This window comes from Streptomyces olivaceoviridis (assembly GCF_014650115.1).
GTDB classification, from domain to species: domain Bacteria; phylum Actinomycetota; class Actinomycetes; order Streptomycetales; family Streptomycetaceae; genus Streptomyces; species Streptomyces olivaceoviridis.
In genome coordinates this window covers 93,656-120,204 of record NZ_BMUI01000023.1, presented here as the reverse complement: position 1 = coordinate 120,204, position 26,549 = coordinate 93,656, and the positions used below count along the sequence as shown (strand labels likewise).

At 70.0% G+C, this 26,549-nt stretch carries 24 protein-coding genes and 2 pseudogenes; 19 read left to right on the top strand and 7 right to left on the bottom strand.

All coding sequences use genetic code 11. The features are described from left to right. Positions 1–224 precede the first annotated feature (224 nt). On the top strand, positions 225–743 hold the full coding sequence (locus IE273_RS33190) for a YfbM family protein (protein ID WP_189818828.1): 519 nt from the start codon (positions 225–227) through the stop codon (positions 741–743). Between the two features lie 365 nt (positions 744–1,108). On the opposite strand, the gene IE273_RS33185 is transcribed toward IE273_RS33190, so the two are convergent. Continuing rightward, positions 1,109–1,471, bottom strand: coding sequence for an RNA polymerase sigma factor sigma-70 region 4 domain-containing protein (locus IE273_RS33185; RefSeq protein ID WP_189818827.1), 363 nt, complete (start codon positions 1,469–1,471; stop codon positions 1,109–1,111). 298 nt (positions 1,472–1,769) lie between these two features. On the opposite strand from IE273_RS33185, the gene IE273_RS33180 reads away from it, so the two are divergent. The 8 genes and pseudogenes from IE273_RS33180 (at position 1,770) to IE273_RS33155 (ending at position 8,772) form a co-directional block, all read left to right on the top strand. Then, positions 1,770–1,976, top strand: a complete 207-nt coding sequence (locus IE273_RS33180) for a hypothetical protein (RefSeq protein WP_189818826.1) — start codon at positions 1,770–1,772, stop codon at positions 1,974–1,976. An 88-nt stretch (positions 1,977–2,064) separates the two neighbouring features. After that, the gene (locus IE273_RS33175; RefSeq protein WP_189818825.1) at positions 2,065–2,367 is read left to right on the top strand and encodes a helix-turn-helix transcriptional regulator; all 303 of its coding nucleotides are present in this window, start codon (positions 2,065–2,067) and stop codon (positions 2,365–2,367) included. An 895-nt stretch (positions 2,368–3,262) separates the two neighbouring features. Then, positions 3,263–3,547, top strand: a pseudogene (locus IE273_RS44000) (hypothetical protein); the annotation flags it as partial. Positions 3,548–3,549: 2 nt separating this feature from the next. Continuing rightward, positions 3,550–3,769 (top strand): annotated as a pseudogene (locus IE273_RS43995) (DNA mismatch repair protein MutT); the annotation flags it as partial. A gap of 53 nt (positions 3,770–3,822) precedes the next feature. Beyond that, entirely contained in the window at positions 3,823–4,941 is a 1,119-nt protein-coding gene (locus IE273_RS33170) for a hypothetical protein (RefSeq protein WP_189818824.1), read from the top strand. 308 nt (positions 4,942–5,249) lie between these two features. After that, positions 5,250–6,425: a glutathione-independent formaldehyde dehydrogenase gene (locus tag IE273_RS33165; protein ID WP_189818823.1), complete on the top strand. Its 1,176-nt coding sequence runs from the start codon at positions 5,250–5,252 to the stop codon at positions 6,423–6,425. Positions 6,426–6,661: 236 nt separating this feature from the next. Continuing rightward, positions 6,662–7,600, top strand: coding sequence for an SRPBCC family protein (locus IE273_RS33160; RefSeq protein ID WP_189818822.1), 939 nt, complete (start codon positions 6,662–6,664; stop codon positions 7,598–7,600). Beyond that, positions 7,597–8,772, top strand: coding sequence for a zinc-dependent alcohol dehydrogenase (locus IE273_RS33155; RefSeq protein ID WP_189818821.1), 1,176 nt, complete (start codon positions 7,597–7,599; stop codon positions 8,770–8,772). The genes IE273_RS33160 and IE273_RS33155 overlap by 4 nt, the downstream gene beginning before the upstream one ends. A 33-nt stretch (positions 8,773–8,805) precedes the next feature. Here the strand turns inward: IE273_RS33155 and IE273_RS33150 are convergent, their stop codons facing one another. Then, entirely contained in the window at positions 8,806–9,156 is a 351-nt protein-coding gene (locus IE273_RS33150; protein WP_229887783.1) for a catalase family protein, read from the bottom strand. Between the two features lie 638 nt (positions 9,157–9,794). Here IE273_RS33150 and IE273_RS33145 point away from each other — a divergent pair. After that, positions 9,795–10,472 carry a GAP family protein gene (locus tag IE273_RS33145; protein ID WP_189818820.1) on the top strand — a complete coding sequence of 226 codons (678 nt, stop codon included), beginning with the start codon at positions 9,795–9,797 and terminating at the stop codon, positions 10,470–10,472. Positions 10,473–10,508: 36 nt separating this feature from the next. Here IE273_RS33145 and IE273_RS33140 read toward each other — a convergent pair whose 3' ends face one another. After that, positions 10,509–11,000: a MarR family winged helix-turn-helix transcriptional regulator gene (locus IE273_RS33140; RefSeq protein ID WP_189818819.1), complete on the bottom strand. Its 492-nt coding sequence runs from the start codon at positions 10,998–11,000 to the stop codon at positions 10,509–10,511. Between the two features lie 87 nt (positions 11,001–11,087). Between IE273_RS33140 and IE273_RS33135 the strand changes: the two genes are divergently transcribed. The 9 genes from IE273_RS33135 (at position 11,088) to IE273_RS33095 (ending at position 21,979) form a co-directional block, all read left to right on the top strand. Next, complete coding sequence (locus tag IE273_RS33135) at positions 11,088–11,483, top strand: HGxxPAAW family protein (RefSeq protein WP_189818818.1); 396 nt, start codon at positions 11,088–11,090, stop codon at positions 11,481–11,483. 66 nt (positions 11,484–11,549) lie between these two features. Further along, complete coding sequence (locus IE273_RS33130) at positions 11,550–12,578, top strand: BRO-N domain-containing protein (RefSeq protein ID WP_189818817.1); 1,029 nt, start codon at positions 11,550–11,552, stop codon at positions 12,576–12,578. A 121-nt stretch (positions 12,579–12,699) separates the two neighbouring features. Then, on the top strand, positions 12,700–13,572 hold the full coding sequence (locus IE273_RS33125) for a DUF2797 domain-containing protein (protein WP_189818816.1): 873 nt from the start codon (positions 12,700–12,702) through the stop codon (positions 13,570–13,572). A 94-nt stretch (positions 13,573–13,666) separates the two neighbouring features. Continuing rightward, positions 13,667–14,407 carry a response regulator transcription factor gene (locus tag IE273_RS33120; RefSeq protein WP_189818815.1) on the top strand — a complete coding sequence of 247 codons (741 nt, stop codon included), beginning with the start codon at positions 13,667–13,669 and terminating at the stop codon, positions 14,405–14,407. Beyond that, entirely contained in the window at positions 14,404–16,008 is a 1,605-nt protein-coding gene (locus IE273_RS33115) for a sensor histidine kinase (protein ID WP_189818814.1), read from the top strand. Before IE273_RS33120 ends, IE273_RS33115 begins: the two co-directional genes overlap by 4 nt. 14 nt (positions 16,009–16,022) lie before the next feature. Then, entirely contained in the window at positions 16,023–17,477 is a 1,455-nt protein-coding gene (locus IE273_RS33110) for a bifunctional glycosyltransferase family 2/GtrA family protein (protein ID WP_189818813.1), read from the top strand. Further along, positions 17,474–19,672, top strand: coding sequence for an ArnT family glycosyltransferase (locus IE273_RS33105; protein ID WP_189818812.1), 2,199 nt, complete (start codon positions 17,474–17,476; stop codon positions 19,670–19,672). Before IE273_RS33110 ends, IE273_RS33105 begins: the two co-directional genes overlap by 4 nt. A gap of 21 nt (positions 19,673–19,693) precedes the next feature. Beyond that, a complete protein-coding gene (locus tag IE273_RS33100) occupies positions 19,694–21,121 on the top strand; it encodes an MFS transporter (protein ID WP_229887781.1) in 1,428 nt (475 codons plus the stop codon). A 99-nt stretch (positions 21,122–21,220) separates the two neighbouring features. Then, positions 21,221–21,979 carry a TetR/AcrR family transcriptional regulator gene (locus tag IE273_RS33095; RefSeq protein WP_229887779.1) on the top strand — a complete coding sequence of 253 codons (759 nt, stop codon included), beginning with the start codon at positions 21,221–21,223 and terminating at the stop codon, positions 21,977–21,979. A 51-nt stretch (positions 21,980–22,030) separates the two neighbouring features. On the opposite strand, the gene IE273_RS33090 is transcribed toward IE273_RS33095, so the two are convergent. The 4 genes from IE273_RS33090 to IE273_RS33075 form a co-directional block, all read right to left on the bottom strand. Further along, positions 22,031–22,498, bottom strand: coding sequence for a PPOX class F420-dependent oxidoreductase (locus tag IE273_RS33090; protein ID WP_189818810.1), 468 nt, complete (start codon positions 22,496–22,498; stop codon positions 22,031–22,033). Between the two features lie 55 nt (positions 22,499–22,553). Continuing rightward, positions 22,554–23,375, bottom strand: coding sequence for a YceI family protein (locus tag IE273_RS33085; protein WP_014673646.1), 822 nt, complete (start codon positions 23,373–23,375; stop codon positions 22,554–22,556). A 102-nt stretch (positions 23,376–23,477) separates the two neighbouring features. Further along, positions 23,478–25,940, bottom strand: a complete 2,463-nt coding sequence (locus IE273_RS33080; protein ID WP_506005273.1) for an MFS transporter — start codon at positions 25,938–25,940, stop codon at positions 23,478–23,480. A gap of 85 nt (positions 25,941–26,025) precedes the next feature. After that, positions 26,026–26,520 (bottom strand): MarR family winged helix-turn-helix transcriptional regulator, encoded by a 495-nt coding sequence (locus IE273_RS33075; RefSeq protein ID WP_014673644.1) that lies wholly within the window; start codon positions 26,518–26,520, stop codon positions 26,026–26,028. Positions 26,521–26,549 lie beyond the last annotated feature (29 nt).

The window sequence follows — 26,549 nt, the reverse complement described above, 5'->3', positions numbered from 1 at the left end:
CAACTACGCTGACGCAAGCCGCATAACCCCGTGTCCAACTTCCGGGGTCAGGCCCCCCCCGTCCGGCGTCGTTGATGTCAGCAGTGGATGTCGGAAACCTATCGACCAGGTTGGAACCGGAACCGCGGCTCAGATGAACGCGTTCCTGAACGGGGCTGAATGAGACGGAAACTGAGACGGTCTGCTCGCCCACCGCTGTCAGAGGTCTCGTCTAGTCTCCGGCCATGAGCATGATAGGTGAGTATCTGCGCGTTACGGCTGCTGAGCTCGACCGGGCGATTCGGGACCCTGACTGGGCGCTGGATTTCGCCGAAGAGGTTCAGGACGCCGAGGAGGAGTCAGAGCCTGCGCCGACCGAAGCGCGTCATTTCAGCACGTCCAAGACCTGGGACATGCTGGGCTTCTTCTTGACGCGTGCCGACTTCCCGGTGGACGTCATCCATGGTGAGGAGTCGTTTGCCGAGGATGAGGACTGGGGTTACGGACCACCGAGGTACCTGCGCTCGGAGCGGGTGGGTCTTGCAGCGCGGGCGCTGCGTGCCACCACGTATGACCAGCTCGTTAGCGGCGTGAATCCGGCCGAGCTGACCAAGGCTGATGTGTATCCTCTGGCTGGTGCGTATCCCCTTGGATGGGATGAACCTGGTGCGCTTGAGTGGGGGCGTCACTGGTACGACGGCCTGACGCAGTTCTTCGAGGCTGCTGCGGCGGCGGATGACGCCATGCTCGTGTGGCTCGACTGATCGCCTCTGCCTGTCGGGGCGCATCGGACGACGTGGCCATGCCAAACAGTTGGTGAGCGATCTTGAAAACCGTCGTGGCGCGAGTCACCGTGGGTTCAAATCCCACACCCACCGCGCAGGTTGACGGCCCCTGACCAGGCGATACGGTCGGGGGCCGTTTGGTTGTGTTGTGCCCGCTCGTCTCCGCGATTCCCCGTGGTTTCCCGCTCGATCGGGCACGGGTGGGGCACGGACCCCCTTGGGGGCCTGCCCGGGTAGCGGTGATCAGGAGCCGCTCTTCTGATGTTCCTCAACTCACGTTCGGGGGTTGGCACGTGCGGCGGTATCCAACGCACGCCCTGGGGTGCGAGCGCCGTAGCCGGGTTTTAGTAGTCGTCGTATTCCTCGTATTCGTAATCGTAATCCCAGTAAGAATGCTGACGCTTACGTTCTTCCTGGATGTCCGTTGCTTTAGCGAGTCGTTGGCGGACAGCCTGTCGTGATATTCCGCAGGTGCGCCCAATCTCTGCCTGTGACACCTGGAATTGGCATGCATAGTAAGTAGCGGTCAGGATGTTCGTTTCGATCCCCGCCGAGAAGTCAGCCAATGTCGCAATGAGCGCCAAGTGCTCTTTCTTTGTCACCGGTCCTGCTGGGCTCTGCGGTGGCTCGGCGAGTCGTTCAATGGCCTTCTCCCATGCGAGCCCATAGAGGTAGTTGACGATGGGGTCGTCCAGCGGCAGCGACATGCTGACAAGCATAGTTGTCACTGCTGGTGATCAGCTACGGCCAGGCACCTGCACTCGCGGAGCTCTGACCTGCCATGATTGGTTGACCATTGACTTGTGTCGGCAGATGTCGCATAGTCGGTGCCAGCCCCGGCATGCCCGGAGGCTCCTGGCGGAGACTTAACGCTCCGCCTTTTTTGTTGCCCGAACGCATTGTTCGGGCTTTTTTGTTGCCCTTTCTCCTCGTGAGACTGGTGCTGTCTGCGCGGCTTGGCCGTCCACTGGCCGGCCGAGTCGCTTTTCAACCCAGGAGACCCAGGTGCAAATCCTTGGTGAACTGGCGTCGGTGGGATCTCTTCCCGGAGTGGCATGGGTGTTGCGTTGCATTATTCGCGACATCCTCGACTACCGGAGCAAGCGGGCAGAGTTCGAGCTGAAGCAGCAGATGATTCAGCGGATCCCCGATGACCAGGTGGCCTCAGTTTTTCGCGAGCTTGGCGCTGAACCAGGCGCAGCTCAGGAATAACTGAAACGGCTATTTAAACCAATGATCTCCTGGGATGGAGTCGTGTAGGTTACGTTGCAGTCCTAGAACTGCGGTCATGGAGGGTCGAGTGAACAACCGAAGCGTGACGCTTGCTGCGCAGCATCAAGCACTCGTTGAGGCTTTGGCCGAAGCCAGGACGGTCCCGGCCGGACGCCTACTCGGCTTGCCAGAGCTGCCCGACGACGATGTCTGGGTCGACACCGCTGGAGCGGCGGCGCTTGTGCGGGTGAATCCGAAGACCATCACGGGTTGGCTGGCGCGCGGCGGGCCGAAGAAGCAGCCATTTCCGTCGCCTCACAGGTTGCTCTATCGCCTGTATTGGAGGCGGAGCGCCATCGAGGCGTGGCTTCAGGGAGAACGTCGCAGCTAGGCCTACGCCGAATAGAGGCAGCAGCAAGCGCCTTGTATCGCCCACCACCCTCCCCAACTCCCATCCCGTCCGCCGTCGACCCACACACCGTGGAGCGGGCGCGGTCCATGGCGTCCAGGTGGAGCGCGCCACTGTACGAACGACCTGGACGCCATGGGCCGCGTCTGCTCGGCTCTGCCTGGGTCGGCGGTGGACGGGATGGGAGCTCCCCGCGCACGCCACATTGGACCCGCAGTCGGCAACGGCGCCCCCTCCATCCCGGTGCCGGCCGATCCCCCGCCGGAGGCATTGTTCTGACAGGGGCCGCGATATGCGGTGATCGACTCATGGCCACCGGTCCTATCCACACGTGGGCGCGCGTCGGCGCAGCGCGGGCGGAGCGGGCCGGAGGCAGGAGCGTCGCCCGCAGCGGAGCCGGGAAGCGCGCCCGGCGGAGCGGAGCGCAGCCGGGGCTTGAACCTGTAGAGCAAGTTGTAACTCTCAGCCTGGCTGAACCTGAAGTCCTGCGTAGGTTGCGGGTCAGTGCCACCGGTCCTCCTGACGGCAATCCTGACGGCAACGACGGCACACAGAGGCAGTTGATCACGGCCACCAGCGATCAACTGAGAAGAAGGTGGAACCCCGGCCCAACCGCCCGCCCGATCCTACGGATCAGAAGGTTGCAGGTTCGAATCCTGCCGAGTGCACAGCACGCCAGAGGCCCTGTGGATCAAATCCACAGGGCCTCTGGATTTTCCTTGAGGCAGTGTTTGACGGCGACCACCTCAACTGTGACCCAGGACTGCCGTGATCATGCGGGCGTCGGTGCCCTGTTCGTGGAGCAGGAGCGGCAGGTGGGCCTGTTCTCGGGCGCCGGGCTGAGCATGGCGTCGATCAGTTCGCCCAGGGCCCTGGGGCCATGCCGGCAGCGGAAATATCAGGAGAAGACGTGCACGCTCCATGGCCCGCGCTCCGGCAGGCACGCCCTGCCCGCGCTGTCAGTCCGGAACTTGTGGCCCTCCACGACCGGCGGGCGGACAGTGCGAATGCCCAACAGCACGGTGCGGAAGAGGAGTTCGGCCACGGAACCGAGTCCCGCGTGTGGCGTCTCCGGCGCAGCGGGAAGGGCGGCATGTTCGACACCTGCGCCGGCAGCTTCGACGCGGTGTGGGAGACCGTGACGCCGGTACGAGAAGGGTGACCATGGCACGGACCGAGTACTACGACGACCCAGCGGCACACCGGAGCCGAACAGCCTGGTGGTCGCCGCGTCCGCCGTGGTTGCCGACGGCGAAGGGTGCGTACTCCTTCAGCGCCGATGCCGCCGCCAGGCAGCGACTCACTCCCAGGGACGGCCGTCCGCGAGGATCCTGCCGTCCGGCGGCGGGCAAGCGTGTCAGGGCGCGCCGACGGTATAGCGGGGGCATCCTGGGGGCACTGGTGAGTGCCGGGGCAGCCGACGAGAAGGGTCCGGCCATGCGGGAGTCGTCGCGGGGCGTTACGGTCGTGGCTCTCCTGGCGGATCCGGACGCGCCGACGGAGATCGCGCGGCATATGGCCCGGGTACTCCCCGCTCGGCTCGCCGACAAGTCAGGCCAGGGGCGACGGTTCGACGTCGAGGTGGTCAGTGAGCCCTTCACCGCGGGGACCGAGGACCTGTCCACGCTGACGCGCCGGATCAAGGACCGCGGGAGCGGGGAACATTGGGACATCGTCGTGGCCCTCACCGACCTTCCGCTGCACTCACAAGGGCGCAAGCTCGTTGTGGAGCTGAGTCATGAACACGGCACGGCACTGCTTTCCCTTCCGTCGCTGGGGGGCCTGCGTCTTCGGAGAAGGGCCCTGCGCGCGGTCGAAGAAGTCGTGCTCAGCTTGGCGACCGCGCGAGTCACTCGGGCCGAGGAACCACCCCGGCGTCAGTCACTGGGACGTTTCGCCAGTCGTCTCGCGCCTATTCGTCCGGGCCCGATCGGTGAGGAGGAGACCGCGGATCTCCGGTACGTCGTCAGCGGGCCGCGCGGTTACCTGAGGGTGCTCGGCGGTATGGTCCGCGCCAACCAGCCGTGGCGGTTGGTGCCGGGTCTGTCGAAGGCCCTGGCCGCCGCACTCGCCACGGGAGCGGTCGCCACCGTGAACTCCACCCTCTGGAGCCTCTCCGAGGCCCTGAGCACGCCGCGTCTGGTGATCGCCATGGCCGGGTCCGTCGCGCTCATGATCAGCTGGCTGATCGTGGACGCTCACCTGTGGCACCGATCAATGGAGGCCTCGCCGGAGGAGAGGAAGAGGACGGCTCTCTACAACGCCTCCACGGTCCTGACCGTGGGCATCGGGGTGCTCGTCTGCTACGCGGGTCTGCTGGTCATCAACCTGGTGTGGGCGCTCTTCCTCCTCAACGACAAGGTCTTCGCCTCGACGACACGAACCCCGCTGCACGCTACGGAGTACTGGACGCTGTCCTGGTTCGTCGCTTCCATCGCCACGGTGGGCGGCGCGCTGGGATCCGGTCTGGAGAGCGACGAGGCGATCCGGGCAGCCGCCTATTCCAAGCGCGAGCAGGAACGTCGCCGCATGCGGGAGGACGACCACGGTGACTAGCTGGTGACCTGTCGGACATGCGTCTGCGGTCGGTGGCCGTCCGGGCGGGAGGAATCGGCTGATCGATCGGGGAATGGTTGTTTCGCGTCGGAGGCCGACGGGGACCCGCACGGCATGCAGCCGGAGCGCCGAAGCTCCACCTGGCCGGCCGGCGGCGGAACCACCGTTCCACCTGATCCGGGCGAACGGCCCGCAGCGGTGTGCCGCAGCCACGGACCCCGTCGTAGCAACTTCCTGGAGTCACGCTCCTTGCGCCGTCTCCCTCACCGCCGTGTCGCGGTCATTCCGCGGCACCAAAGGAAGTCATCATGAAAGCAGCGGTATATGAAGGACCGCGAACGGTCACAGTGAAGGACGTACCGGACGCGAAGATCGAACACCCCTGCGACATCATCGTCAAGATCACCACCACCAACATCTGCGGTTCGGACCTGCACATGTACGAGGGCCGCACCTCGTTCGAGTCCGGCCGCACCCTGGGACACGAGAACATGGGCCAGGTCGTGGAGGTCGGCCCGGCCGTCCGCAAGGTCCAGGTCGGCGAGTACGTGGTCCTGCCCTTCAACATCGCCTGCGGCTTCTGCAAGCAGTGCGAGCAGGGTCTGACCAACTACTGCCTGACCATGCAGCCGGAACCCGCCCTCGCCGGAGCCGCCTACGGATTCGCCGACATGGGCCCCTACCAGGGCGGCCAGGCGGAACTGCTGCGCGTGCCCTACGGCGACTTCAACGCGCTGCGTCTGGGCGAGGACGCCGCCGAGCGGCAGACCGACTACGTGATGCTCGCCGACATCTTTCCCACCGGCTATCACGCCACCGAGATGGCCCACGTCAAACCGGGCGACCAGACCGTCGTCTTCGGGGCCGGTCCCGTCGGGCTGATGGCGACCTACTCCGCTCTCCTCAAGGGCGCCGGCCGCGTCTGGACGGTCGACCACCAGTCCGACCGGCTGCGCAAGGCGGAGGAGATCGGGGCCATCCCGATCAACACCGCCGAGCAGAACCCCGCGGAGGTCGTCAAGGAGGCCACCCTCGGTCTGGGCGCCGACAACGGCTGCGAATGCGTCGGCTACCAGGCACACGATCCCCAGGGACACGAGGACGCCAGCCTCACGCTCAACGGCCTGATCGACTCGGTCAGGTTCACGGGCGACATCGGCGTGGTGGGCGTGTTCCTGCCCCAGGACCCCGGCGGCGCGGAAGCCCAGGGGGAGCTGGAGGCGCAGGGCAAGGTCCCGATCGACTTCGGGAAGATGTGGTTCAAGGGCCAGCACATGGGGACCGGGCAGGCTCCGGTGAAGAAGTACAACCGGGCGCTGCGGGACCTGATCGCCGGCGGGAAGGCGAAGCCGAGCTTCGTCGTCTCCCACGAGCTCAGCCTGGACGAGGCCCCCACCGCCTACGAGCACTTCGACGCCCGTGACGAGGGCTGGACCAAGGTGGTCCTGCATCCCGACGGACATGGCAACGGCCACAAACGGTAAGGACCCCATGGGCCGCCGGCCGACTGGCCTGCGGGACCGGGCCGCCCGACGAGCGGCGTCCCACCCCGGCTTCGGCCGGGGTGGGACGGGCCGTTCGCGCCTGCGCTCCTGTCATGCCCGAGCAGCGGCGATCACTCGTGTTCGAGGCAAGCCCCGGCGTTGTCCGCCATGCGCTGTTCACCTTCCCACTCAAGTGGCCCGCCTTCCGTTCACCTCACCGCACGTGGGGAGCACTCATGAAGACAGACAATCGCTCCACCTCCCGCCTACGACACGATCCGCTCGTGCGTGGCCTCGGCTGGGCCAGTGCGCTCCTGGGTGTGCCCCAGGTCGCCGCTCCGGCGGGCTTCGCCCGCGTCCTGGGCGTGGACGACACCTTCCGGCACCGCTCGGCCACGACCGCCGTCGGTGTGCGGGAGCTGGCGGCGGCGACCGGGCTGCTGGGACGACCGCATCCCGCCTGGCTCTGGGGCCGCGTCGGCGGCGACCTCATGGATCTGACGATGCTGACCCGGGCCCTGAAGAACCACGACGGCCGCGGCCTGGGCCGCACCGTTGCCGCGACCGCCGCGGTCACCGCCATCACGGCCACGGACGTCTACGCGGCCGTGACCCGCACCCGTAGGAGCGCCCCCATGGAACTGACCGCGGCCACCACCGTCGCCCAATCCCCGGACGAGGTCTACGCCCTCTGGAGGGACCTGGAGCGCCTGCCGGACTTCATGGCGCACCTGGACGAGGTGCGCGTCACCGGCCCGCGCACCAGTCACTGGCGGGCCGGCGCGCCGTTCGGCAAGGCGGTCGAATGGGACGCCGAGACCACGCAGGACGTCCCCGGCCGGCTGATCGCCTGGCAGTCGGTGGACGGCGCCGAAATCGACAACTCCGGCGAGGTCCGCTTCGCGCCCGCCCCCGGCGGCCGGGGCACGGAGATCCGGGTGACCCTGCGCTACGACCTGCCCGGCGGAGCGCTGGGCAAGGCCGCGGCGCGCTACTTCGGCGAGGAACCGCACCAGCAGCTGGACGACGACCTGCGCCGCTTCAAGCAGATCGCGGAGACCGGCGAGGTCGTCCGCTCCGAGGGCGCACCCGGCGGCAAGCGGGCCCGCGGCGAGTTCCCGCAGCACCCGGCCCGACCGCTGACCGAGGACGAACTGAAGGAGGCCCTGGCATGAAGGCGAACTGCTGGACGGGACGCAACTCGGTCGAGGTGCAGGACGTTCCCGAACCCTCGATCCTGAACAGCCGCGACGCCATCGTGAAGATCACCTCGACGGCGATCTGCGGCTCCGACCTCCATCTGCTCGACGGTTACGTCCCCACCATGCAAAAGGGCGACATCATGGGCCACGAGTTCATGGGAGAGGTCGTGGAGGTCGGCCCCGGCATCACCGACGGCAAACTGCGCGTCGGGGACCGGGTCGTCGTGCCCTTCCCCATCGCCTGCGGCGCCTGCGCGTCCTGCCGCGCGGAGCTGTACTCGTGCTGCGAGAACACCAACCCCAACGCCGGCATCTCGGAGAAGTTCTTCGGCCACCCCACCGCCGGGATCTACGGCTACTCCCACCTGACCGGCGGCTTCGCCGGGGGCCAGGCCGAGTACGCCCGTGTGGTGCTCGCCGACGCCAACGCCCTCAGGATCGAGTCGGACCTCGGCGACGAGCAGGTGCTGTTCCTGTCCGACATCCTGCCGACCGGGTACATGGGTGCCGACATGTGCGACATCCAGGAGGGTGACGTCGTCGCCGTCTGGGGCGCCGGTCCGGTCGGCCAGTTCGCCATGGACAGCGCCCGGGTCCTGGGCGCGGAGAAGGTCATCGCGATCGACAAGGAGACCTACCGGCTCGACATGGCCGCCGCCCAGGGCTACACCACCATCAACTTCGAGGACACCGACGTACGCTCGGCGCTGCTCGAACTCACGGGCGGCCGGGGCCCCGACAAGTGCGTCGACGCGGTCGGCATGGAGGCCACGCACGGCGCCTCCCACGTCCACCTCTACGACCGCGCGAAGCAGGCGGTCCGCTCCGAGACCGACCGGCCACACGCCCTGCGCCAGGCCATCCTGTCCTGCCGCAGCGGCGGCGTGGTGTCGGTCATCGGCGTCTACGGCGGACTGATCGACAAGTTCCCGGCGGGTGCCTGGATGAACAGGTCCCTGACCCTGCGCACCGGGCAGTGCCACGTGCAGAAGTACATGAAACCGCTGCTCGGGCTGATCGAGCAGGGCAAGATCGACCCCACCAGGGTCATCACCCACCGGCTGCCCTTGACCGAGGCACCGACCGGCTACGACGTGTTCAAGAACAAGAAGGACCGCTGCGAGAAGGTCGTCCTCACGCCGTGAAGGTCGTCCTCACGCTTGAGGGGCCCGGCGGGATCACCCCGCCGGGACGAGTACCTCGTCGGCGCTGCGCGGTTCCGTGCGCGGTTGCAAGTTGAGCTTGTGGCCCGCGATGGAGGAGTGGCGGTAGACCTCTTTGCGGGCCCGCATGATGTTGCCCAGAGGGGCGTGCTCGGCGGTGACCCTCCAGGGTGTGAAGGACAGTGAGTCCATCTTCGCCAGGTTCTCCGGGCCGGAGATGTCCTGCTGTGGGAGCCGCAGCCTGGCCACGGTGACGGACGGCGACAGCCCCTCGGGCCACTCCACGGTGGTGTCCTCCACCGGCATGCGTCGCAGGTCGGTGCAGAGCTGGACCTGGATGTCGAAGGCGTAGGGCCGCTCCCGCAACTAAGGTGGTGCGTCCGGTCGGAAGCTGGTGGACGTCCTGTTCCCAGATGACCCGGACACCGGGGGTCTCCTGGTAAGCGACCTGGGCCCGTTCCAGTCTGGACCCTCTCGTCATCCGCCGCGTCGGCCATGGTGGCGAGATCCTCGCGCAACGCGTCCGCATGGCCGGGCTTGATCTCGGTGAACACGGTGAACTCGCTGCACACCCCGTTCGACCTGCCGGGACGGTCGGGGTGGGCCGACTGGTCCGCTCGTGCCGTTGCAGTCATCGTGAAACTCTCCTGCCACGGATCGGTGTGAGGGTCGCCAAGCACCCGAGCCCAGGGCACCATCGCACCCATTCATGCTCGGCACGGATGCGCCGCCTCGCATTTCGGCCGCCGGGGACCGTGACCCGAGTCGAAGCCGCCGAGGACAGATCGAGCCCGGCGCAGGAAGAGGGGACTGGGCCGTGCGTGCCGAGCACGGGGTTGTCACCTTCTCGGTCCGCCGTCCCCCCCGCGGCCGTGAAGCCGCGGCGCGACCTTGCGCACGGGAACCCCTCCCGCCGGGCAGGCGGCCGGGGCAGTCGCTTCACCTGCCCCCCGCCGGACCACTGCTCAACGGGATCGCCACCCTGACCTCAGCTGGAGGCAGCCATGGGCGCAGTTCTCGGTGACGTGCTGGGTTTCGCGGCCGGCGTCGCGGTCAGCCCGCTTCCGGTCATCGCCGTCATCCTCATCCTCGCCACGCCCCGAGGACGTCTCAACGGAATCCTCTTCACCGTCGGCTGGATCCTCGGGCTCTCGGCACTGGGCGCCGTGATGCTGGCGATCGCCTCCCCGGCGGGTGCCTCCGCGCACAAGCACCCGGCCACCTGGGTCGGGGCTCTCAAGCTCGCTCTCGGCCTGCTCCTCCTCTTCTTCGGTGCCCGGCAGTGGCGGCGGCGCCCGAAGGATCCCTCGCAGGCGAAGCTGCCGAAGTGGATGGGCGCGATCGACCGCCTCACGCCGGTCAAGGTCTTCGGACTCGGCACGGCCCTGGCCGCGCTCAACGCCAAGAACGCCCCGCTGACCGTCGCCGCGGGTGCCGCCATCGGCTCGGCCGGCCTCCCGGTCGGGCAGCAGATCGTGTCACTTGCGGTCTTCGTCGTGATCGCCACGCTCGGCCTGCTGGTCCCGCTCGGCGTTTTCCTGCTCGGAGGGGCGCGGGCCAGGACCACGCTCGGGAACTGGAAGGACTGGGCGGCTCAGCACAATGTCGCCGTGATGGCCGTCCTGTTCTTCGTTCTCGGGCTGAAGCTGCTCGGAGACGGCATCTCCGTCCTCGCCTCCTGACGGGCCATGGCCGGAGGTGCCGGCACCTCCGGCCAGTCAGCACTCCTCGGTCGGGTCGTTGCGGTTCAGCTTCTCCAGGTATTCGTGGGCCAGCGCCGTGGCGCGGGTGAACCAGTCGGTGATGATCGCCAGCTCCTTGGGGGAGTAGTCGGAGAAGAGGGCCGTGAGGCGCTTGTAGTGGCCCGCGTACACCGCCTCGACGCGGGTGACGGCGTCCGGTACGGCGGCCACGCGGACCCGGCGGCGGTCGGTGGGGTCGGGGCGGCGGGTGACGTAACCGGCGCGTTCGAGGCGGTTGAGGATGCCGGTGACCGCGCCCGTGGTGACGTGGGCGCGGGCCGCGAGGTCGCCCGCCGTCAGCAGCTCGTCGCCGGCCTCCAGGACGAAGGCGAAACAGGTCAGGTCGGTGACGTTCAGTCCCAGCCGCCGGGCCAGCTCCTGCTGTCCGATGAGGTGGGCGGCGATGAGGTGGTCCATCGCCGACAGCGCCTGGGCCGGAGTGGCGGGCGGGCGCGGCGTGCCGTGCATCTTTCGAAATCCCTTAGGTAGTGAGATATTCGGAGTATAGATTTCTTAGCCCGTGAGGGAAATGGGTCGTCCCCTGGAGGCGGTTCCATGAGTCTGTACGACGAGGGTCACACGATCGCCGGCTGGACCGGCGCCGCCATCGCGACCACGGGAGGCGCCGTGGTGGGGCTGGGAGTCTGTACGGCCTCCCTCCCCGTGGCCGGTGCCGGGCTGGCCGTGGTGGCGGTGAGTGTCCTGGTGACCTGGGCCCTGCATCTGTCCGGCTGGGGCAAGTCGCCCGGGGTGCGACCGCGCGAGCAATGGGGGATGCGGGTCCGGGACACGCAGGCCCGGGACGGGCACGCGGGGTGCGTCGGGTGCCGGCTGGCGGGGCGGGGACGGAAGCGGTCGGCCGGGGCGCCGGCCTCGGTGTCGGGTGCGGTGCCGGCCTCGGCGCCGGGTCCGGTTCCTGCCGAATCGATCCCTCTGTCCCCTATCGAGTGAACGAGCTTTCTTCGAACGGCAGTTGCCGATCGCCGACCCTAGCTTCCGGGGTGGAGGTGATGCTCGATGAACGAGCAGAACGACACCCCGTCGGAGCAGCCGACGGGAGCGAAGCGGGACGCGATCGACATCAACGACTTCGTGTTCGCGGCCACGGGGGCGCGGGTGCGGAGGCTGACGACGCCGAGAGGGGAACACTGGTTTCCTGCGGCGGACGTGGCGGCAAGGCTGGGCTACTCCAACACGCGCGACGCTCTCAAGTCGCACGTTGACTCCAGTTTGCAAATGAGCCTGGGTGAGATTGCGCAAGGCGTCGGTACAGCCGACACCTTGCGCAAACTCGCAGGTCACAGGCTTCAGCGCTCGATGAAGATGGTGAACCTCAAGGGGCTCATCCAGCTCGTCAACGGCTGCACCAAGCCCGAGTGCGGCCCCTTCAAGACCTGGGTTTGCGAGGTCATCGAGACCGTCCAGCGAGACGGTTCCTACTCGCTCGACCCCGCCCCCGTACAACCCGCCCCGGACGGCACCACCGCCTACCTCATGCCCCAGCAGGTCGCCGACGCGATCGTCCGGCTGGAGGAGCGGAACATCCGGGCGGACGAGGAGCTGGCGGTCGCGCGGTTCGAACGGATCGAGCAACTGCGCCGGACCAACGAGCACCTGGGGCACGTCACCGATCAGCTGAGCCGGACCAACGATCAGCTCGGTGGCGTCAACGACCGCCTCGGCGCTCTCGCCGACCGTGTCGGTGGTGTGCATGACGTGCTCGGGCGGATCGCCGACTCGCTGGACGTCATCGCGGACCGGCTGCGGCCGACCGGTCCCGTTCGCTCGGCGGTGAGTCCTCAGCAGCTCCTCGCGACCTGGCGGGCGAAGAACCTCGTCGTGACCGAGGACGTGCACGCCGTGGCCGCCTATCTCGCCCCGGCGCTGGTGCGCGGGCCGGTGCACTGCCGGCTGGAGGAGGTCGCGGACCGGACGGGGCTCACGCTCGACCGGGTCCACGACTGTGTGCGCATGCTGCTCAAGCGGGGCTGCATGCGGCAGGCGGGAGTGGGGGCCGGGGGGATGCCGGTGTACGTCCTGCCGTAGCCGGGCAACGGAGGAAGGCCCGAAGCCGCAATACAAGCTTGCGGCTTCGGGCCTTCGCCCACCGTACCCCCGTCCGTCGCCCTCGGGCGGTTGTCAGACCCACGTCCTACCCTCACGAGTGATGGCACAGGTCTGGAAGTGCACGGGACTGCGGTGGGCGGCAGGTGGTCCGGTGCTGGAGTGGGACGGTGGGCGGCGCAGTGCGCTGCCCCGGGGGAAGCGGGTCGCCTTCGCGGTTCCGGAGGGCGGAGGGCGTACGTGTGTGGGGGCGCGGGGGCATGTCTGTCCGGTGCGGGCCGCCGTGCCGGCGCGGAGTACCGGGGCCCGCTGCGAGGAGTGCGCGCGGCTGGACCGGGCGCACTCCGTGGCCGCCGACACGATCGCCGACGATCCACGGCCGTACCGGGTGTATCTGGCGTGGTTCGGGCCGGGGATGGTCAAGGTCGGCATCACCGCCGTCGAGCGGGGGCCGGCCCGGCTGCTGGAGCAGGGCGCGGTCTGCTTCAGCTGGCTCGGTAACGGTCCGCTGATGGCCGCCCGGCGCACCGAGGAGCTGTTGCGGGCCGCGTTGCGGGTGCCGGACCGGATTCCGTACGCCGAGAAGCGGGCGGTGCGGTCGGCGCTGCCGGGGACGGAGGCCGAACGGGCCGCCGAGGTCCGGGAGCTGCACGCGCGGGCCGTCGCGCTCGCAGGGTGGCCGGAGTCGCTGCGGACCGAGCCCTGCGAAGTGGTCGACCACGTCGCGGTTTTCGGGCTCGGTGGGGGGCCGGAGGCGTGCGGGGAGGTGGTCGGACTCGTTCCCGGCGGGGGTGTGAGCGGTGAGCTGGTCGCGGTTGCCGGGCCCGATCTCCATCTGGCGGTCGGCGGTCGCGGGGTCGTCGTGCTGGACACGCGGCTGATGACCGGCTGGGAGCTGGTGCCGTCGGGGTCGGTGGCGGCCGGATGCGCTTTCCCCGTCCGGGAGTTCAGGAGGGAACCGGACGGGTTGTTCTGACCCGGGTGTTCCCTGAGAGGCGCCTGTGCGTTTCTCAGGGAAATCACAGATTCGTGAAAGCGTGTTCTCAGAGGGCACCGACAAGGTGTCCAGCATGACCACGACCTCGCCCCAGGGGCGCACCGAACTGCTGAGGCCGGACGGGAGCCCCGTCCGCGTGCTGGTGGTGGACGACGAGATGTCGATCACCGAACTGCTGAGCATGGCTCTTCGTTACGAGGGCTGGCAGATCAGGAGTGCGGGGGACGGACAGGGGGCCATCCAGACGGCCCGTGAGTTCCGGCCCGACGCCGTCGTGCTCGACATGATGCTGCCGGACATGGACGGGCTGAGCGTCCTCGGCCGGCTGCGGCGCGAGCTGCCCGATGTGCCGGTCCTCTTCCTCACCGCCAAGGACGCGGTGGAGGACCGTATCGCCGGGCTCACCGCCGGCGGGGACGACTACGTCACCAAGCCGTTCAGTCTCGAAGAAGTCGTCGCGCGGCTGCGCGGGCTGATCCGCCGGTCGGGGGCCGCCGACCGGCGGTCCGACTCCGTGCTCGTCGTGGGCGATCTGACCCTGGACGAGGACAGCCACGAGGTGTCGCGGGGCGGGGACAACATCCATCTGACCGCCACCGAGTTCGAGTTGCTGCGCTTCCTCATGCGCAACCCCCGGCGGGTGCTGAGCAAGGCGCAGATCCTGGACCGCGTGTGGTCGTACGACTTCGGCGGGCAGGCCAATGTGGTCGAGCTGTACATCTCCTATCTGCGGCGGAAGATCGACGCCGGGCGGGAGCCGATGATCCACACCCGGCGGGGAGCGGGTTATCTGATCAAGCCCGCCGCGTCATGAGCGGGCGGCGACGGCCGGGTCCGCGGCGGCGGCGGAAGCGACGAGCCGGACAGCCGCGCACGCTGCGGACGCGGCTCGTCGTCGCGTCCGTGACGCTGATCGCCGTGGTGTGCACCGTGATCGGCACGGTCACCACGCTGGCGCTGCGCTCGCACCTGTACGAACAGCTGGACGGGCAGGTGGCGGAGGCCGGCAAGCGCCTGTCGGGACCCGTGAAGCCCGGCGGCATGAACGACTCCGGGCTGACGGACCGGCTCACCGGCTTCGTCAAGGGCCCGACGCAGCGGAAGACCATCGCCGCCGAGGTCGGCCCCGACGGCACGGTCACCCGGGCGGTCATCGCCCGGCAGGCTTCCATCGACAACGGCCCGTTCCAGCGGAACGACGCCGTCGCCCTCAGCGACGAGCAGAAGGCCGCCCTGGGCAAGGTGCCCACCACGGGCACGCACACCGTCGTCGTCCCGGGCCTCGGCGAGTACCTCGCGCGGTACGTCGCCGGAGCCGGGGGCACCTACTACGTCGCCCTGCCGACCGAGACGGTCGGCAACACGATCGACACCCTGATCCTCGTGGAGATCAGTGTCACCGCCGCCGGTCTCGTCGCCGCCGCCATCGCGGGGTACGTCCTCGTCGGCGTCGCCACCCGGCCCCTGCGCAAGGTCGCCGCCACCGCCACCCGGGTGTCCGAACTGACGCTGCACACCGGCGAGGTGAACCTCAGCGAGCGGGTCCCGGAGGCGGAGTGCGATCCGCACACCGAGGTCGGGCAGGTCGGTGCCGCGCTCAACCGCATGCTGGAGCACGTCCACGGCGCCCTGCACGCCCGGCAGCAGAGCGAGACGCGGGTACGGCAGTTCGTCGCCGACGCCAGCCACGAGCTGCGGACGCCGCTCGCCTCCATCCGGGGGTACGCCGAGCTGACCCGGCGCGGGCGGGAGCAGGTCGGGCCCGACACACGGCACGCGCTGGGGCGGATCGAGTCGGAGGCGGGGCGGATGACCCTGCTGGTGGAGGATCTGCTGTTGCTCGCCCGGCTGGATGCCGGGCGGCCGTTGCGGTTCGAGCAGACCGATCTCGTCCCGCTCGTCGTGGACACCGTCAGCGACGCCCGCGCGGCCGGCCTGGACCACGTCTGGCGGCTCGAACTGCCCGACGAGCCGGCGCCGGTGTCGGCGGACGCGGCCCGGTTGCAGCAGGTGCTGGTCAACCTGCTGGGCAACGCCCGCAGTCACACGCCGCCCGGTACGACGGTCACCGCGCGGGTGCGGCGGCGCGGGCCGTGGATGTGCGTGGACGTCGAGGACAACGGGCCGGGGATCCCGGCGGAGCTGCTGCCGCACGTCTTCGAGCGGTTCGCCCGCGGGGACTCCGCGCGCTCGCGCGCCACCGGGTCCACGGGGCTCGGGCTCGCGATCGTGCAGGCGGTGGCCGCCGCGCACGGCGGTGCCGTGACCGTGGACAGCGTGCCCGGCCGCACGGTGTTCACCGTGCACCTGCCCGCCCTCGGCCCCGCCGTGCCCCGGCAGGAGCCCGGAACGAGCCGGGGCTCGGACTCACAGCCACAGCACAGTGCCACCACATGGGTGCGACAGGGGAGTTGAGAAAAGTCGGTGCCATGCGAACCGACTCTTCTCCCGGCACCCTGCCGGCGCGGGAGCACCTCCCGGCCGGAGACGCCGGTACGCCTGTCCTGGACGTAGTGATCCCCGTCTACAACGAGGAGAAGGACCTCCAGCCGTGCGTCCGCAGACTGCACGAGCACCTCACGCGCACCTTCCCGTACGCGTTCCGCGTCACGATCGCGGACAACGCGTCCACGGACACCACCCCGCTGGTGGCGGCGCGGCTGGAGGCGGAGATCCCGGAGGTCCACAGCGTCCGCCTGGAGCAGAAGGGGCGGGGGCGGGCGCTGCGGACCGTGTGGTCGGCGTCGGACGCCCCGGTCCTCGCCTACATGGACGTCGACCTGTCCACCGACCTCAACGCCCTGCTGCCGCTGGTGGCGCCGCTGATCTCCGGTCACTCCGACCTGGCGATCGGCTCCCGGCTCGCCCGCACCTCCCGGGTCGTGCGCGGCCCCAAGCGGGAGTTCGTCAGCCGGGCCTACAACCTGATCCTGCGCGGCTCGCTCCAGGCCCGCTTCTCGGACGCGCAGTGCGGGTTCAAGGCGATCCGGCGCGATGTGGCGCAGGTGCTGCTGCCGCTGGTGGAGGACACCGGGTGGTTCTTCGACACGGAGATGCTGGTGCTCGCCGAGCGGGCCGGGCTCAGGATCCACGAGGTGCCGGTCGACTGGGTCGACGACCCCGACTCCACCGTGCACATCGTGAAGACCGCGACCGACGACCTGAAGGGCGTGTGGCGGGTCGGCAAGGCGCTGACCACCGGTTCGCTGCCGCTGGACCGGCTGACCCGGCCCTTCGGTGACGACCCGCGCGACCGCGAACTCACCGACGTGCCCCGGGGACTCGCCCGCCAGCTGGTCGGCTTCTGCGTGGTGGGCGTCCTGTCGACCCTCTTCTACCTGCTGCTGTACAGCCTCTTCCGGCAGTTCTGCGGCTCGCAGCTCGCCAACGCGCTCGCCCTGCTGGTCTCGGCCGTGGCCAACACGGCCGCCAACCGCCGGCTCACCTTCGGGGTGCGCGGCCGGGGCGGCGCGGTACGGCACCAGGCGCAGGGCCTGGTCGTGTTCGGCATCGGTCTCGCGCTGACCAGCGGTTCGCTCGCCGCCCTGAACGCGGCCACGGACAGCCCGGCGCACTCCACCGAGCTGGCGGTGCTCATCGCGGCCAACCTGGCGGCCACCGTGCTGCGGTTCCTGCTCTTCCGCGCCTGGGTCTTCCCGGAGCGCCAGGAGTCCGTCCCGTCCCCGGTGGCCGCACCGGCCCCCCGCACGACGGCTCCGTACGCACCGCTGCCGCAGCGGCCGGTCGCGCCGCCGCAGCCGTACCAGACCACTCAGTTCCGCGCCGGTGAGGCCGCGGACGGCAACGGGAGCGGCGTCACCGACGCGACCATGCGGTTGCAGCCGGTGCGCCCTCATGACACCGACCCGGGGGATGCCCGATGACCACGCACCACGACCCGCCGACGACAGAGCACGGCGCCGCGGCCGACTGGGGACCGCCACCGACCGCGCCCCCGCGGGGCCCCCAGGCGGGTGAGCCGAGGCAGCCGTTCGTACGGAGACTGTGGCGCGGCCGGCCCGAGGACCCCCGCTGGGTCCGCCCGGCCCTCCTCGGCCTGCTCGCCGCCACCCTCGTGCTGTACCTCTACGACCTCAGTGCCTCGGGCTACGCCAACTCCTTCTACTCCGCGGCCGTCCAGGCGGGCAGCAGGTCCTGGAAGGCGTTCTTCTTCGGCTCGCTGGACGCGGGCAACGCGATCACCGTGGACAAGCCGCCGGCCTCGCTGTGGCCGATGGAGCTGTCGGTCAGGGTCTTCGGTCTGAACTCGTGGGCGATCCTGGCGCCCGAGGTGCTGATGGGCGTGGCGACGGTCGCCGTCGTGTACGCGGCCGTGCGCCGCCGGTTCAGCCCGGTGGCCGGTCTGATCGCGGGCGCGGTGCTGGCGCTCACGCCGGTCGCGGCGCTGATGTTCCGGTTCAACAACCCGGACGCGATGCTGGCCCTGCTGATGTCGGTGGCCTGCTACCTCGTCGTCCGGGGCCTGGAGGACGGCCGTACGAAGTGGCTGGTGTGGGCCGGGGTCGCGATCGGCTTCGCGTTCCTCGCCAAGACGCTCCAGGCGTTCCTGATCCTGCCGGCGCTGGCGGTCGTGTACGCGGTGTGCGCGCCGGTGTCGCTGAGGAAGCGTTTCGGTCAGCTGGCCGCGGCGACCCTCGCGCTGGTCGTCTCGGGCGGCTGGTGGGTCGCGGTCGTCGAGCTGTGGCCGGCGTCGTCCCGCCCGTACATCGGCGGCTCGCAGAACAACAGCTTCCTGGAGCTGACCTTCGGGTACAACGGGCTCGGCCGCCTCAACGGCGAGGAGACCGGCAGCGTGGGCGGCGGCGGTGGCGGCGCGGGCGGCTCCGGCATGTGGGGTGAGACCGGCTGGGACCGGATGTTCAACTCCGAGATCGGCGGCCAGATCTCCTGGCTGCTGCCCGCGGCGCTGATCCTGCTCGTCGCCGGCCTGGTGGCCACCCGCAAGGCCCGCAGGACGTCCGTCACCCGCGCCTCGTTCCTGGTCTGGGGCGGCTCGCTGCTGATGACCACGGTGGTCTTCAGCTACATGGCCGGCATCTTCCACCAGTACTACACCGTGGCCCTCGCCCCCTACCTCGCGGCCGTCGTCGGGATGGGCGCCGGGCTGCTGTGGGAGCGGCGGCGACAGCCGTGGGCGTCGATCGCGCTCGCCGCGTCCGTGGTCGCGGCGGCGGCCTGGGGATATGTGCTGCTCAACCGCACCCCCGACTACCTGCCCTGGCTGAAGTGGCTGGTCCTGATCGGCGGGCTGACCGCGGCGCTCGGCCTGGTCTTCGCCGGCCGGATCTCCCGGCGACTGGCGCTCGGCGCGGCGGCGGTGGGTCTCGTGGCCGCGCTGGCCGGACCCACGGCGTACACCCTGAGCACGCTCCGGGAGGGCCACACCGGTTCGATCGTCACGGCAGGCCCGGCGGGCGCGAGCGTGATGGGCGGCCGGGGCGGGGGTCCCGGTGGCGGTATGCGGGGCGGCTTCGGCGGCGGGACGCCGGGCGGGCAGGGCCGGCAGAACCAGCAAGGCCGGCAGGGCAATGGCTTCCCGGGCGGCGGTGGCTTCGGCGGGGGCACCCCGACGCAGCCGGGTCAGCAGGGGCAGCAAGGGCAGGGCGAGCGGAACGGCAATGGCTTCGGCTTCCCCGGCGGCGGCGGCGGCCGGACGGGTGAGGGCGGCCTGGGCGGCGCCGGTGGCGTCGGCGGCCTGCTGAACGGCGCGAGCGTGTCGTCCGAGGCCGAGAAGCTGCTGGCGGAGGACGCCTCGAAGTACACCTGGGTCGCCGCGTCCGTCGGCTCCCAGAACGCGGCCGGCTACCAGCTCGCCACCGGCGACCCGGTGATGGCGATCGGCGGCTTCAACGGCACCGACCCGTCCCCGACGCCGGACCAGTTCAAGAAGTACGTGGAGGAGGGGAGGATCCACTACTTCATCGCCGGCGGTGGCATGGGCGGCGGCGGCAACGGCGGCACCGCCTCGCAGATCAGCTCGTGGATCCAGAGCACCTTCAAGAAGGTGACGGTGGGATCGGCGACCTTCTACGACCTCACGCAGAAGGCGGACGACTGAGGGCAGCCGACTGACCGGGAAATGCGTTGTACACCGTATAGCGACAGCTATACGGTGTACGGCGTGTCCACCCCCCAAGGCCATCCCCAACACTGGCTGATCCTCGGCGTCATCTGTCTGGCGCAGCTCACCGTGCTGCTCGACAACACGGTCCTGAACGTGGCCATCCCCTCCCTGACCCGCGAACTCCACGCGGAGACCTCCGACATCCAGTGGATGATCAACGCGTACTCCCTGGTGCAGTCCGGCCTGCTGCTCACCGCGGGAAGCGCCGCCGACCGCTACGGCCGCAAGAAGATGCTGATCACGGGGCTCGCCCTGTTCGGCGTGGGTTCGCTCGTGGCCGGGCTCGCCGGCAGCACCGGCCAGTTGATCGCCGCGCGGGCCGGGATGGGGATCGGCGGCGCGCTGCTGCTGACCACCACCCTGGCCGTGGCGATGCAGATCTTCTCCCCCGAGGAGCAGCCGAAGGCGATCGGCATCTGGAGCGCGGTCAACGCGCTGGGTTTCGCCGGCGGCCCGCTGATCGGCGGCTTCGTGCTCGACCACTTCTGGTGGGGCGCGATCTTCCTCGTCAACATCCCGGTCGCGGCGCTCGGCCTGGTCGCGGTGGTGGTGCTCGTACCGGAGTCGAAGAACCCACGGGGTGACCGTCCGGACCTGCCGGGCGCGGTGCTGTCCACCATCGGCATGGCCTCGCTGGTGTACGCGATCATCTCCGGGCCGAGCCACGGCTGGACGTCGGCGCGCGTGCTCGGCACGGCGGCCGTGGCGGTGCTCGTGCTGAGCGCCTTCGCCTGGTGGGAGAGCAGGGCCGACGAGCCGATGCTCGACCTCCACTTCTTCCGGGACCCGCGGTTCACGGGGGCGGTCGCCGGGGCCGTGCTCATCGTGTTCGGCATGGGCGGCGCGTTGTTCCTGCTGACACAGCACCTCCAGTTCGTGCTCGGGTACGGGCCGCTGGAGGCCGGCCTGCGCACCGCTCCGCTGGCGCTGACCGTCGTGGCGCTCAACTTCACCGGGTTGTCGGCGAAGTGGTCGGCACGGCTGGGCACGCCGGTGTCGATCGCGCTGGGGATGGTGTGCATGGCCGGGGGCCTGGTGTCGATCGCGGAGGTGGACTCCGGGGGCTATGCGGGGACGCTGCTCGGGCTGTTGCTGATCGGCGCGGGGTGCGCGGTGGCGAACCCGGCGATGGCGCACGCCATCATGAGCGCGATTCCTCCGGAGAAGGCCGGGGTGGGGGCCGGGATCAACGGCACCCTCGCCGAATTCGGCAACGGGCTCGGGGTGGCCGTACTGGGCGCGGTGCTCAGTTCTTCGGTGGCGTCCGGGGAGTCCCTGTCCGCGGGACTGGGGACCGGTCAGCTGGTGGGGGCCGTCGCCGTGCTGGTCGGGGGGTTCGTGGCAGCGGGGCTGTTGCGGCGGGCGGAGCGGGTGTCCGCCTAGGTGCTCGCGGGCAGGGGTAGTCGGGCGACCGTGCTACGTCGTGGTCGGCCGCACGCCCCTTAGGTTGGGACAGTGAGCGGAATCGAGGAAGGGCCGCCGGTGACGAAGCAGGCAGGTCGGTCGGCACGGGACAGTGTGTGGCTGGAGGGCAAGGCCCGGCGCGGTGGGCGCAGTGGGCAGCCGTCCGGGCTGGACCGGGAGCGGATCACCGCGGCGTCCGTGCGGCTGCTGGACGCCGAGGGCCTCGCCAAGTTCTCCATGCGGCGGCTGGCGTCCGAGCTGAACGTCACCGCGATGTCCCTGTACTGGTACGTCGACACCAAGGACGACCTGCTCGAACTCGCCCTGGACGCGACCTACGCCGAGCTGCGGCTGCCCGATCCGGAGAACGCGGACGAGGACTGGCGGGAGCAGCTGCGCGCGCTGGCCTCCGCGTACCGGGCGCAGCTGGTCCGCCATCCGTGGCTGTCCCCGCTGGCCGGGCGTTTCCTCAACATCGGCCCGAACTCCCTGGCGTTCTCCCGGGTGATCCAGCGGGTCGTCCGCCGGGCCGGGCTGCCGGCGCACGGGGTGACCGGGGCGATCTCGGCGGTCTTCCAGTTCGTGTACGGCTTCGGCACGATCGAGGGCCACTTCCTCACCCGGATAGCGGACACCGGGCTGAGCCCCGACGAGTACTTCGAGCAGGCCATGTCCATGGTGGACGAGGTCCCCGGGACCGCCGACGTGATGAGGGAGTCCAAGGACCTCATGGCGGCGCGCGGCGGCGACACGGTGGCCGAGATGCTGGACCGCGACTTCACCTTCGCGCTGGACCTGCTGATCGCGGGCCTGGAGGCGATGGTCACCCGCGGCTGACCCCTCCTCCGCCCCCGTGCCCGCCCTCACGGGGCCGGCCCGGGGCGGGGACTACTCGGACGCCAGTCGTGCGGGGAAGCCGCCGGTGGCGACCGGGCCCCATCGCTTCGGGGTCACCCGGATGATGGACTTGCCCTGCTTGACCATTGCCCGGCGGTACTCGTCCCAGTCGGGGTGTTCGCCGGCGATGTTGCGGTAGTACTCGACCAGCGGTTCCACCGAGTCGGGCGTGTCGATGACCTCGGCCGTGCCGTCGATCTGGACCCAGGGGCCGTTCCAGTCGTCGCTGAGGACGACCAGGGCGACCCGGGGGTCCCGCTTGGCGTTGCGGGTCTTGGCCCGCTCGGGGTAGGTCGAGACGACGATCCGGCCGGAGTCGTCGACGCCGCAGGTCAGCGGGGACGCCTGGGAGGAGCCGTCGGCCCGGCGCGTGATCAGCAGGGCGCGGTGCCGGGGGCGTACAAAGTCCAGCAGCTCGTCCAGCGACACACGGGTGTTGGTAGCGATGTTCGGTGCCATGGGGGCAGCCTAGGGGCAGCGGGTGCCCCGGTGGCTGACCCTGCTGTGCCTATGTCTACGCCTGGGGCAGGGAGTCGCCCTGCACCGCCTGGATGTCCAGCTCCACCTTCAGCGTGGTGCCGATGGCGGCGATGCCCGCCTGGAGGACCTGGTTGTAGTTCATCGCGAAGTCCTCGCGGTGCAGCTCGGTGGTGGCCCGGAACGCGGCCCGGGTGCCGCCCCACGGGTCGGCGCCGGTGCCCAGGTAGGCCAGGTCCAGGTCGACGGGTCGTACGACCCCGTGCAGCGACAGCTCGCCGTGCACGGTCCAGCGGTCGGGGCCGGCCTGCGTCAGTCCCGTGGAGCGGTACGTGATCTCGGGGTGGTTCTCGACGTCGAGGAAGTCCGCGGAGCGCAGGTGCGTGTCGCGCATGCCGTTGCCGGTGTCGATGGACGCGGCCCTGATCACCGCCTCCACCCGGGACTTGGTGACGTCGTCGGGCGCGATCTCGATCGTGCCGCCGAACTCCGTGAACCGGCCGCGCACGCTGGAGATGCCCAGGTGCTGGGCGACCGCGGCGACGGAGGAGTGCGCCGGGTCGACGGTCCAGGGGCCGGGCGGCGGCAGCTCGGTGCCGCCCTGCCGGGCCAGTGTGACCGTGCCGACCTCGGCCCGGCCGCTCGCGGTGACGATCGCGCTGGACGCGGCGGGCGCGTAGCCGACGGCCGTCACGATCACGGTGTACGCCCCCGGCGCGAGCTCGGTGGTGTCCCGTACGGCCCCCTCGGCGTCCGCCTCGGCCCGCAGCACCTGCGTGCCGGTCATGTCGGTCACCGTGACGACCGCGTGCGACACGGCCCACCCGTCCCGCGTACGGATCTTCGCGGTCAGTCCCATCCCGTTTCTCCCTGAAAAAGGCTCAAAAATTGGTCGTATGAGACCGGCCCGTGGCGGGCGCGCCCTCCGCTCAGGGCGCGCGCCGCCACGGGCCGGGGTGCACTACTCGCCGGGGTGGGCGAGTTCGATGTCGTGGCCGTCGGCTCCGGTGCCGGAGACGGTCAGGGCCGTCGCCACCGGCGGGTAACCCGTCGCGATGACGGTGTACTCGCCGCTGTCCAGGTCGGTGAAGGCGTACGCCCCGTCCGTTCCGGTGGTGGCGGTGCCGACCACGTTGCCGGCCTGGTCGACCAGGGTCACCCGGGCGTCGGCCAGGGGGCCGTGCGGGGCCCGGACGACACCCTGGAGCCGGGCGCCGGCGTCCAGGTCGACCTCGATCCGGGTGACGCCGGTGGCGCCGACCTCGACCGGCAGGGCGCGCGGCCGGAACCCGCTCGCGTTGACCGCGACGGTCACGGTGCCGGGCACCAGGTCGGTGAGGGCGAAGTCGCCCTGCTCGCCGGTGGCGGCGGTGGCCAGCAGGTCACCGCGGACATCGGTGACGATCACCATCGCGTCCTTGACCGGCAGCGCGCTCCCCGCGGCCCGGACCACACCGGTCAGCCCGCTGGTGCCGCTGAGCAGGATGTCGTACGACAGCGGTTCCTCGCCCACCACGACGGTGGAGGCCTGCGGCTGGTAGCCGTCGGCGGAGGCGATCAGGACGTAGCTGCCGGTGCCCGGGGCGTCGAGCGCGTAGGCACCGTCGGCCTGGGCGACCGCGCGGCCCAGCTGGCGGCCGGACAGCGAGATCAGGGTGACCGCGGCCTGCGGGACCGGAGCGCTCTCGGCGCCGCGGACGAAGCCGTGCACCGGGGTGCCGCCGGAGTTGCCGGGCTCGGCGATCGTGGCGACGGCCGCCATCGGCCGGGTGGCGGTGGCCGTGCCGTCGGAGGTGGCCTTTGTGGTGGCGGCGACCGCGGCCGGGACCGGTGCGGCGACCGGGGCCTGGGCCTCGGCGACGGCCGGCGCGGCGGCCGGGTCGGTCACGGGGGCCTCGCCCTCGGCGGACTGTGCGAGCGCGCCCTTGGTCTTCAGCGGGACCTCCTTGATGAACAGCGTGATCAGGAAGGCGACGGCGGCGAGGCAGCCGGCGATCATGAAGACGTCGGCGATGCCGTGGCCGTAGGCGCTCTCCAGCAGCGTCCGGATGGGCTTCGGGAGCGCGTTCATGTCCGGGATGCTGTCGGTCGAACCGGAGCCGCCGGCCAGGGCCTTCTGGTACTTGGGGCTGAGGTCGGCGACGCCGTCCTGGACGTAGTGGGTGATCCGGCGGGACATCACGGCACCCAGCGCGGAGACGCCGACCGCACCGCCGAGGGAGCGGAAGAAGGTGACCGTGGAGCTGGCCGAGCCGAGGTCGGCGGGGGAGACCTGGTTCTGCGTGGCGAGGACCAGGTTCTGCATCATCATGCCGATGCCGAGACCCAGCAGCGCCATGAAGACGGCCATCTTCCAGTAGTCGGTGTCGTACCGGATGCCGCCGAGCAGCAGCAGGCCGGCCGTGACCAGCACGCCACCGCTGACCAGCCACGCCTTCCAGCGGCCGGTGCGGGTGATGAACTGACCCGAGACGGTCGAGGAGACGAACAGACCGCCGATCATCGGGATGGTCAGGACGCCCGACATGGTCGGGGACTTGTCGCGGGCCAGCTGGAAGTACTGGCTGAAGAAGACGGTGCCGGAGAACATCGCGATACCGACGAACAGCGAGGCGAGCGACGCCAGCGTGATCGTGCGGTTCTTGAACAGGCGCAGCGGGATGATCGGCTCGCTCGCCTTGGACTCGACGAGCACGAACAGCGCGCCGAGGACGATCGATCCGCCGACCATCGCGTAGGTCTGCCAGGACAGCCAGTCGTACTTGTCACCGGCGAAGGTGACCCAGACCAGCAGCAGGGAGACGGCCGCGGAGATGAGGGTCGCGCCGCCCCAGTCGACCTTGACCTCCCGCTTGACCACGGGCAGGTGCAGTGTCTTCTGGAGCACGATCAGCGCGAGGACGGCGAAGGGGACGCCGACGTAGAAGCACCAGCGCCAGCCCAGCCAGGAGGTGTCGGTGATGACACCGCCGAGCAGCGGGCCACCGACGGTGGCGACGGCGAAGGTGGCACCCAGGTAGCCGGAGTACCGGCCGCGCTCACGCGGGGAGATCATCGCCGCCATGACGATCTGCGCCAGGGCGGACAGACCGCCGACGCCGATGCCCTGGAACACCCGGAAGGTGATGAGCATGCCGGGGTTCTGCGACAGGCCGGCCGCCATCGAGGCGACCACGTAGATGATCAGGGCTATCTGGACGAGAGCCTTCTTGCTGTACAGGTCGGCGAGCTTGCCCCACAGGGGAGTGGCCGCGGTCATCGACAGCAGGGCGGCGGTGACCACCCAGGTGTAGGCGGACTGGCCGCCGCCGAGGTCCCCGATGATGTGCGGCAGGGCGTTGGAGACGATCGTGGACGACAGGATCGCCACGAACATGCCGAGCAGCAGCCCGGACAGTGCCTCCATGATCTGCCGGTGCGTCATCGGGGCGTCGCCGTGGGAGCCTCCCCCGTGCTTGGCGTGAGCCCGCACACCGGCTGGTGTGGTCGTTGCCATGGGCTTCCTTTTCTTACGTGCTTGCGGGTGTACGGGTGGTCTCTTCGTCTACGGGAGCGGGGAGCCGCAGCGGGGCGGACCGGCAGTCGCCGAAGGACGCGCGCAGACGCGTCATCAGCCGGATCAGCTCGCCGACGTCCTCGTCGGTCCAGTCCGCGAGCCGCTCGGCCAGCAGGTGCGTGGTCCGCCGGGACAGGTCGTCGAGCTGGTGCAGGCCCTCCGGCGTCAGGCGCAGGATGCGCGAGCGCTTGTCCGCCGGGTCCGGGTGCCGCTCGATCCAGCCGCGTGCGGCGACGTGCGCGACATGCCGGCTGGTGACCGACATGTCCACGGCGAGCAGCTCCGCGAGCTTGCTCATGCGCATGTCTCCGTGGCGGCCGAGCAGGGTCAGCACGGCGGCCGAGCCGGCCGGGCAGTCGGGCGGCAGGATCCGCCCCATGTCCCGTTTCACGGCTCCGACGGCACTGAGCTGACGCGCCAGCTCTTCAAACTGCGCCTGCCCGGCCATCACACCTCCCGTATTCGTTGCTTGGGGCA

Coding starts and splice junctions, on each gene's coding strand:
- IE273_RS33190 (WP_189818828.1), top strand. CDS start 225: ATGAGCATGATAGGTGAGTATCTGCGCGTTACGGCTGCTGAGCTCGAC.
- IE273_RS33185 (WP_189818827.1), bottom strand. CDS start 1,471: ATGTCGCTGCCGCTGGACGACCCCATCGTCAACTACCTCTATGGGCTC.
- IE273_RS33170 (WP_189818824.1), top strand. CDS start 3,823: ATGCGGGAGTCGTCGCGGGGCGTTACGGTCGTGGCTCTCCTGGCGGAT.
- IE273_RS33165 (WP_189818823.1), top strand. CDS start 5,250: ATGAAAGCAGCGGTATATGAAGGACCGCGAACGGTCACAGTGAAGGAC.
- IE273_RS33160 (WP_189818822.1), top strand. CDS start 6,662: ATGAAGACAGACAATCGCTCCACCTCCCGCCTACGACACGATCCGCTC.
- IE273_RS33155 (WP_189818821.1), top strand. CDS start 7,597: ATGAAGGCGAACTGCTGGACGGGACGCAACTCGGTCGAGGTGCAGGAC.
- IE273_RS33145 (WP_189818820.1), top strand. CDS start 9,795: ATGGGCGCAGTTCTCGGTGACGTGCTGGGTTTCGCGGCCGGCGTCGCG.
- IE273_RS33140 (WP_189818819.1), bottom strand. CDS start 11,000: ATGCACGGCACGCCGCGCCCGCCCGCCACTCCGGCCCAGGCGCTGTCG.
- IE273_RS33135 (WP_189818818.1), top strand. CDS start 11,088: ATGAGTCTGTACGACGAGGGTCACACGATCGCCGGCTGGACCGGCGCC.
- IE273_RS33130 (WP_189818817.1), top strand. CDS start 11,550: ATGAACGAGCAGAACGACACCCCGTCGGAGCAGCCGACGGGAGCGAAG.
- IE273_RS33125 (WP_189818816.1), top strand. CDS start 12,700: ATGGCACAGGTCTGGAAGTGCACGGGACTGCGGTGGGCGGCAGGTGGT.
- IE273_RS33120 (WP_189818815.1), top strand. CDS start 13,667: ATGACCACGACCTCGCCCCAGGGGCGCACCGAACTGCTGAGGCCGGAC.
- IE273_RS33115 (WP_189818814.1), top strand. CDS start 14,404: ATGAGCGGGCGGCGACGGCCGGGTCCGCGGCGGCGGCGGAAGCGACGA.
- IE273_RS33110 (WP_189818813.1), top strand. CDS start 16,023: ATGCGAACCGACTCTTCTCCCGGCACCCTGCCGGCGCGGGAGCACCTC.
- IE273_RS33105 (WP_189818812.1), top strand. CDS start 17,474: ATGACCACGCACCACGACCCGCCGACGACAGAGCACGGCGCCGCGGCC.
- IE273_RS33100 (WP_229887781.1), top strand. CDS start 19,694: ATGCGTTGTACACCGTATAGCGACAGCTATACGGTGTACGGCGTGTCC.
- IE273_RS33090 (WP_189818810.1), bottom strand. CDS start 22,498: ATGGCACCGAACATCGCTACCAACACCCGTGTGTCGCTGGACGAGCTG.
- IE273_RS33085 (WP_014673646.1), bottom strand. CDS start 23,375: ATGGGACTGACCGCGAAGATCCGTACGCGGGACGGGTGGGCCGTGTCG.
- IE273_RS33080 (WP_506005273.1), bottom strand. CDS start 25,940: ATGACGCACCGGCAGATCATGGAGGCACTGTCCGGGCTGCTGCTCGGC.
- IE273_RS33075 (WP_014673644.1), bottom strand. CDS start 26,520: ATGGCCGGGCAGGCGCAGTTTGAAGAGCTGGCGCGTCAGCTCAGTGCC.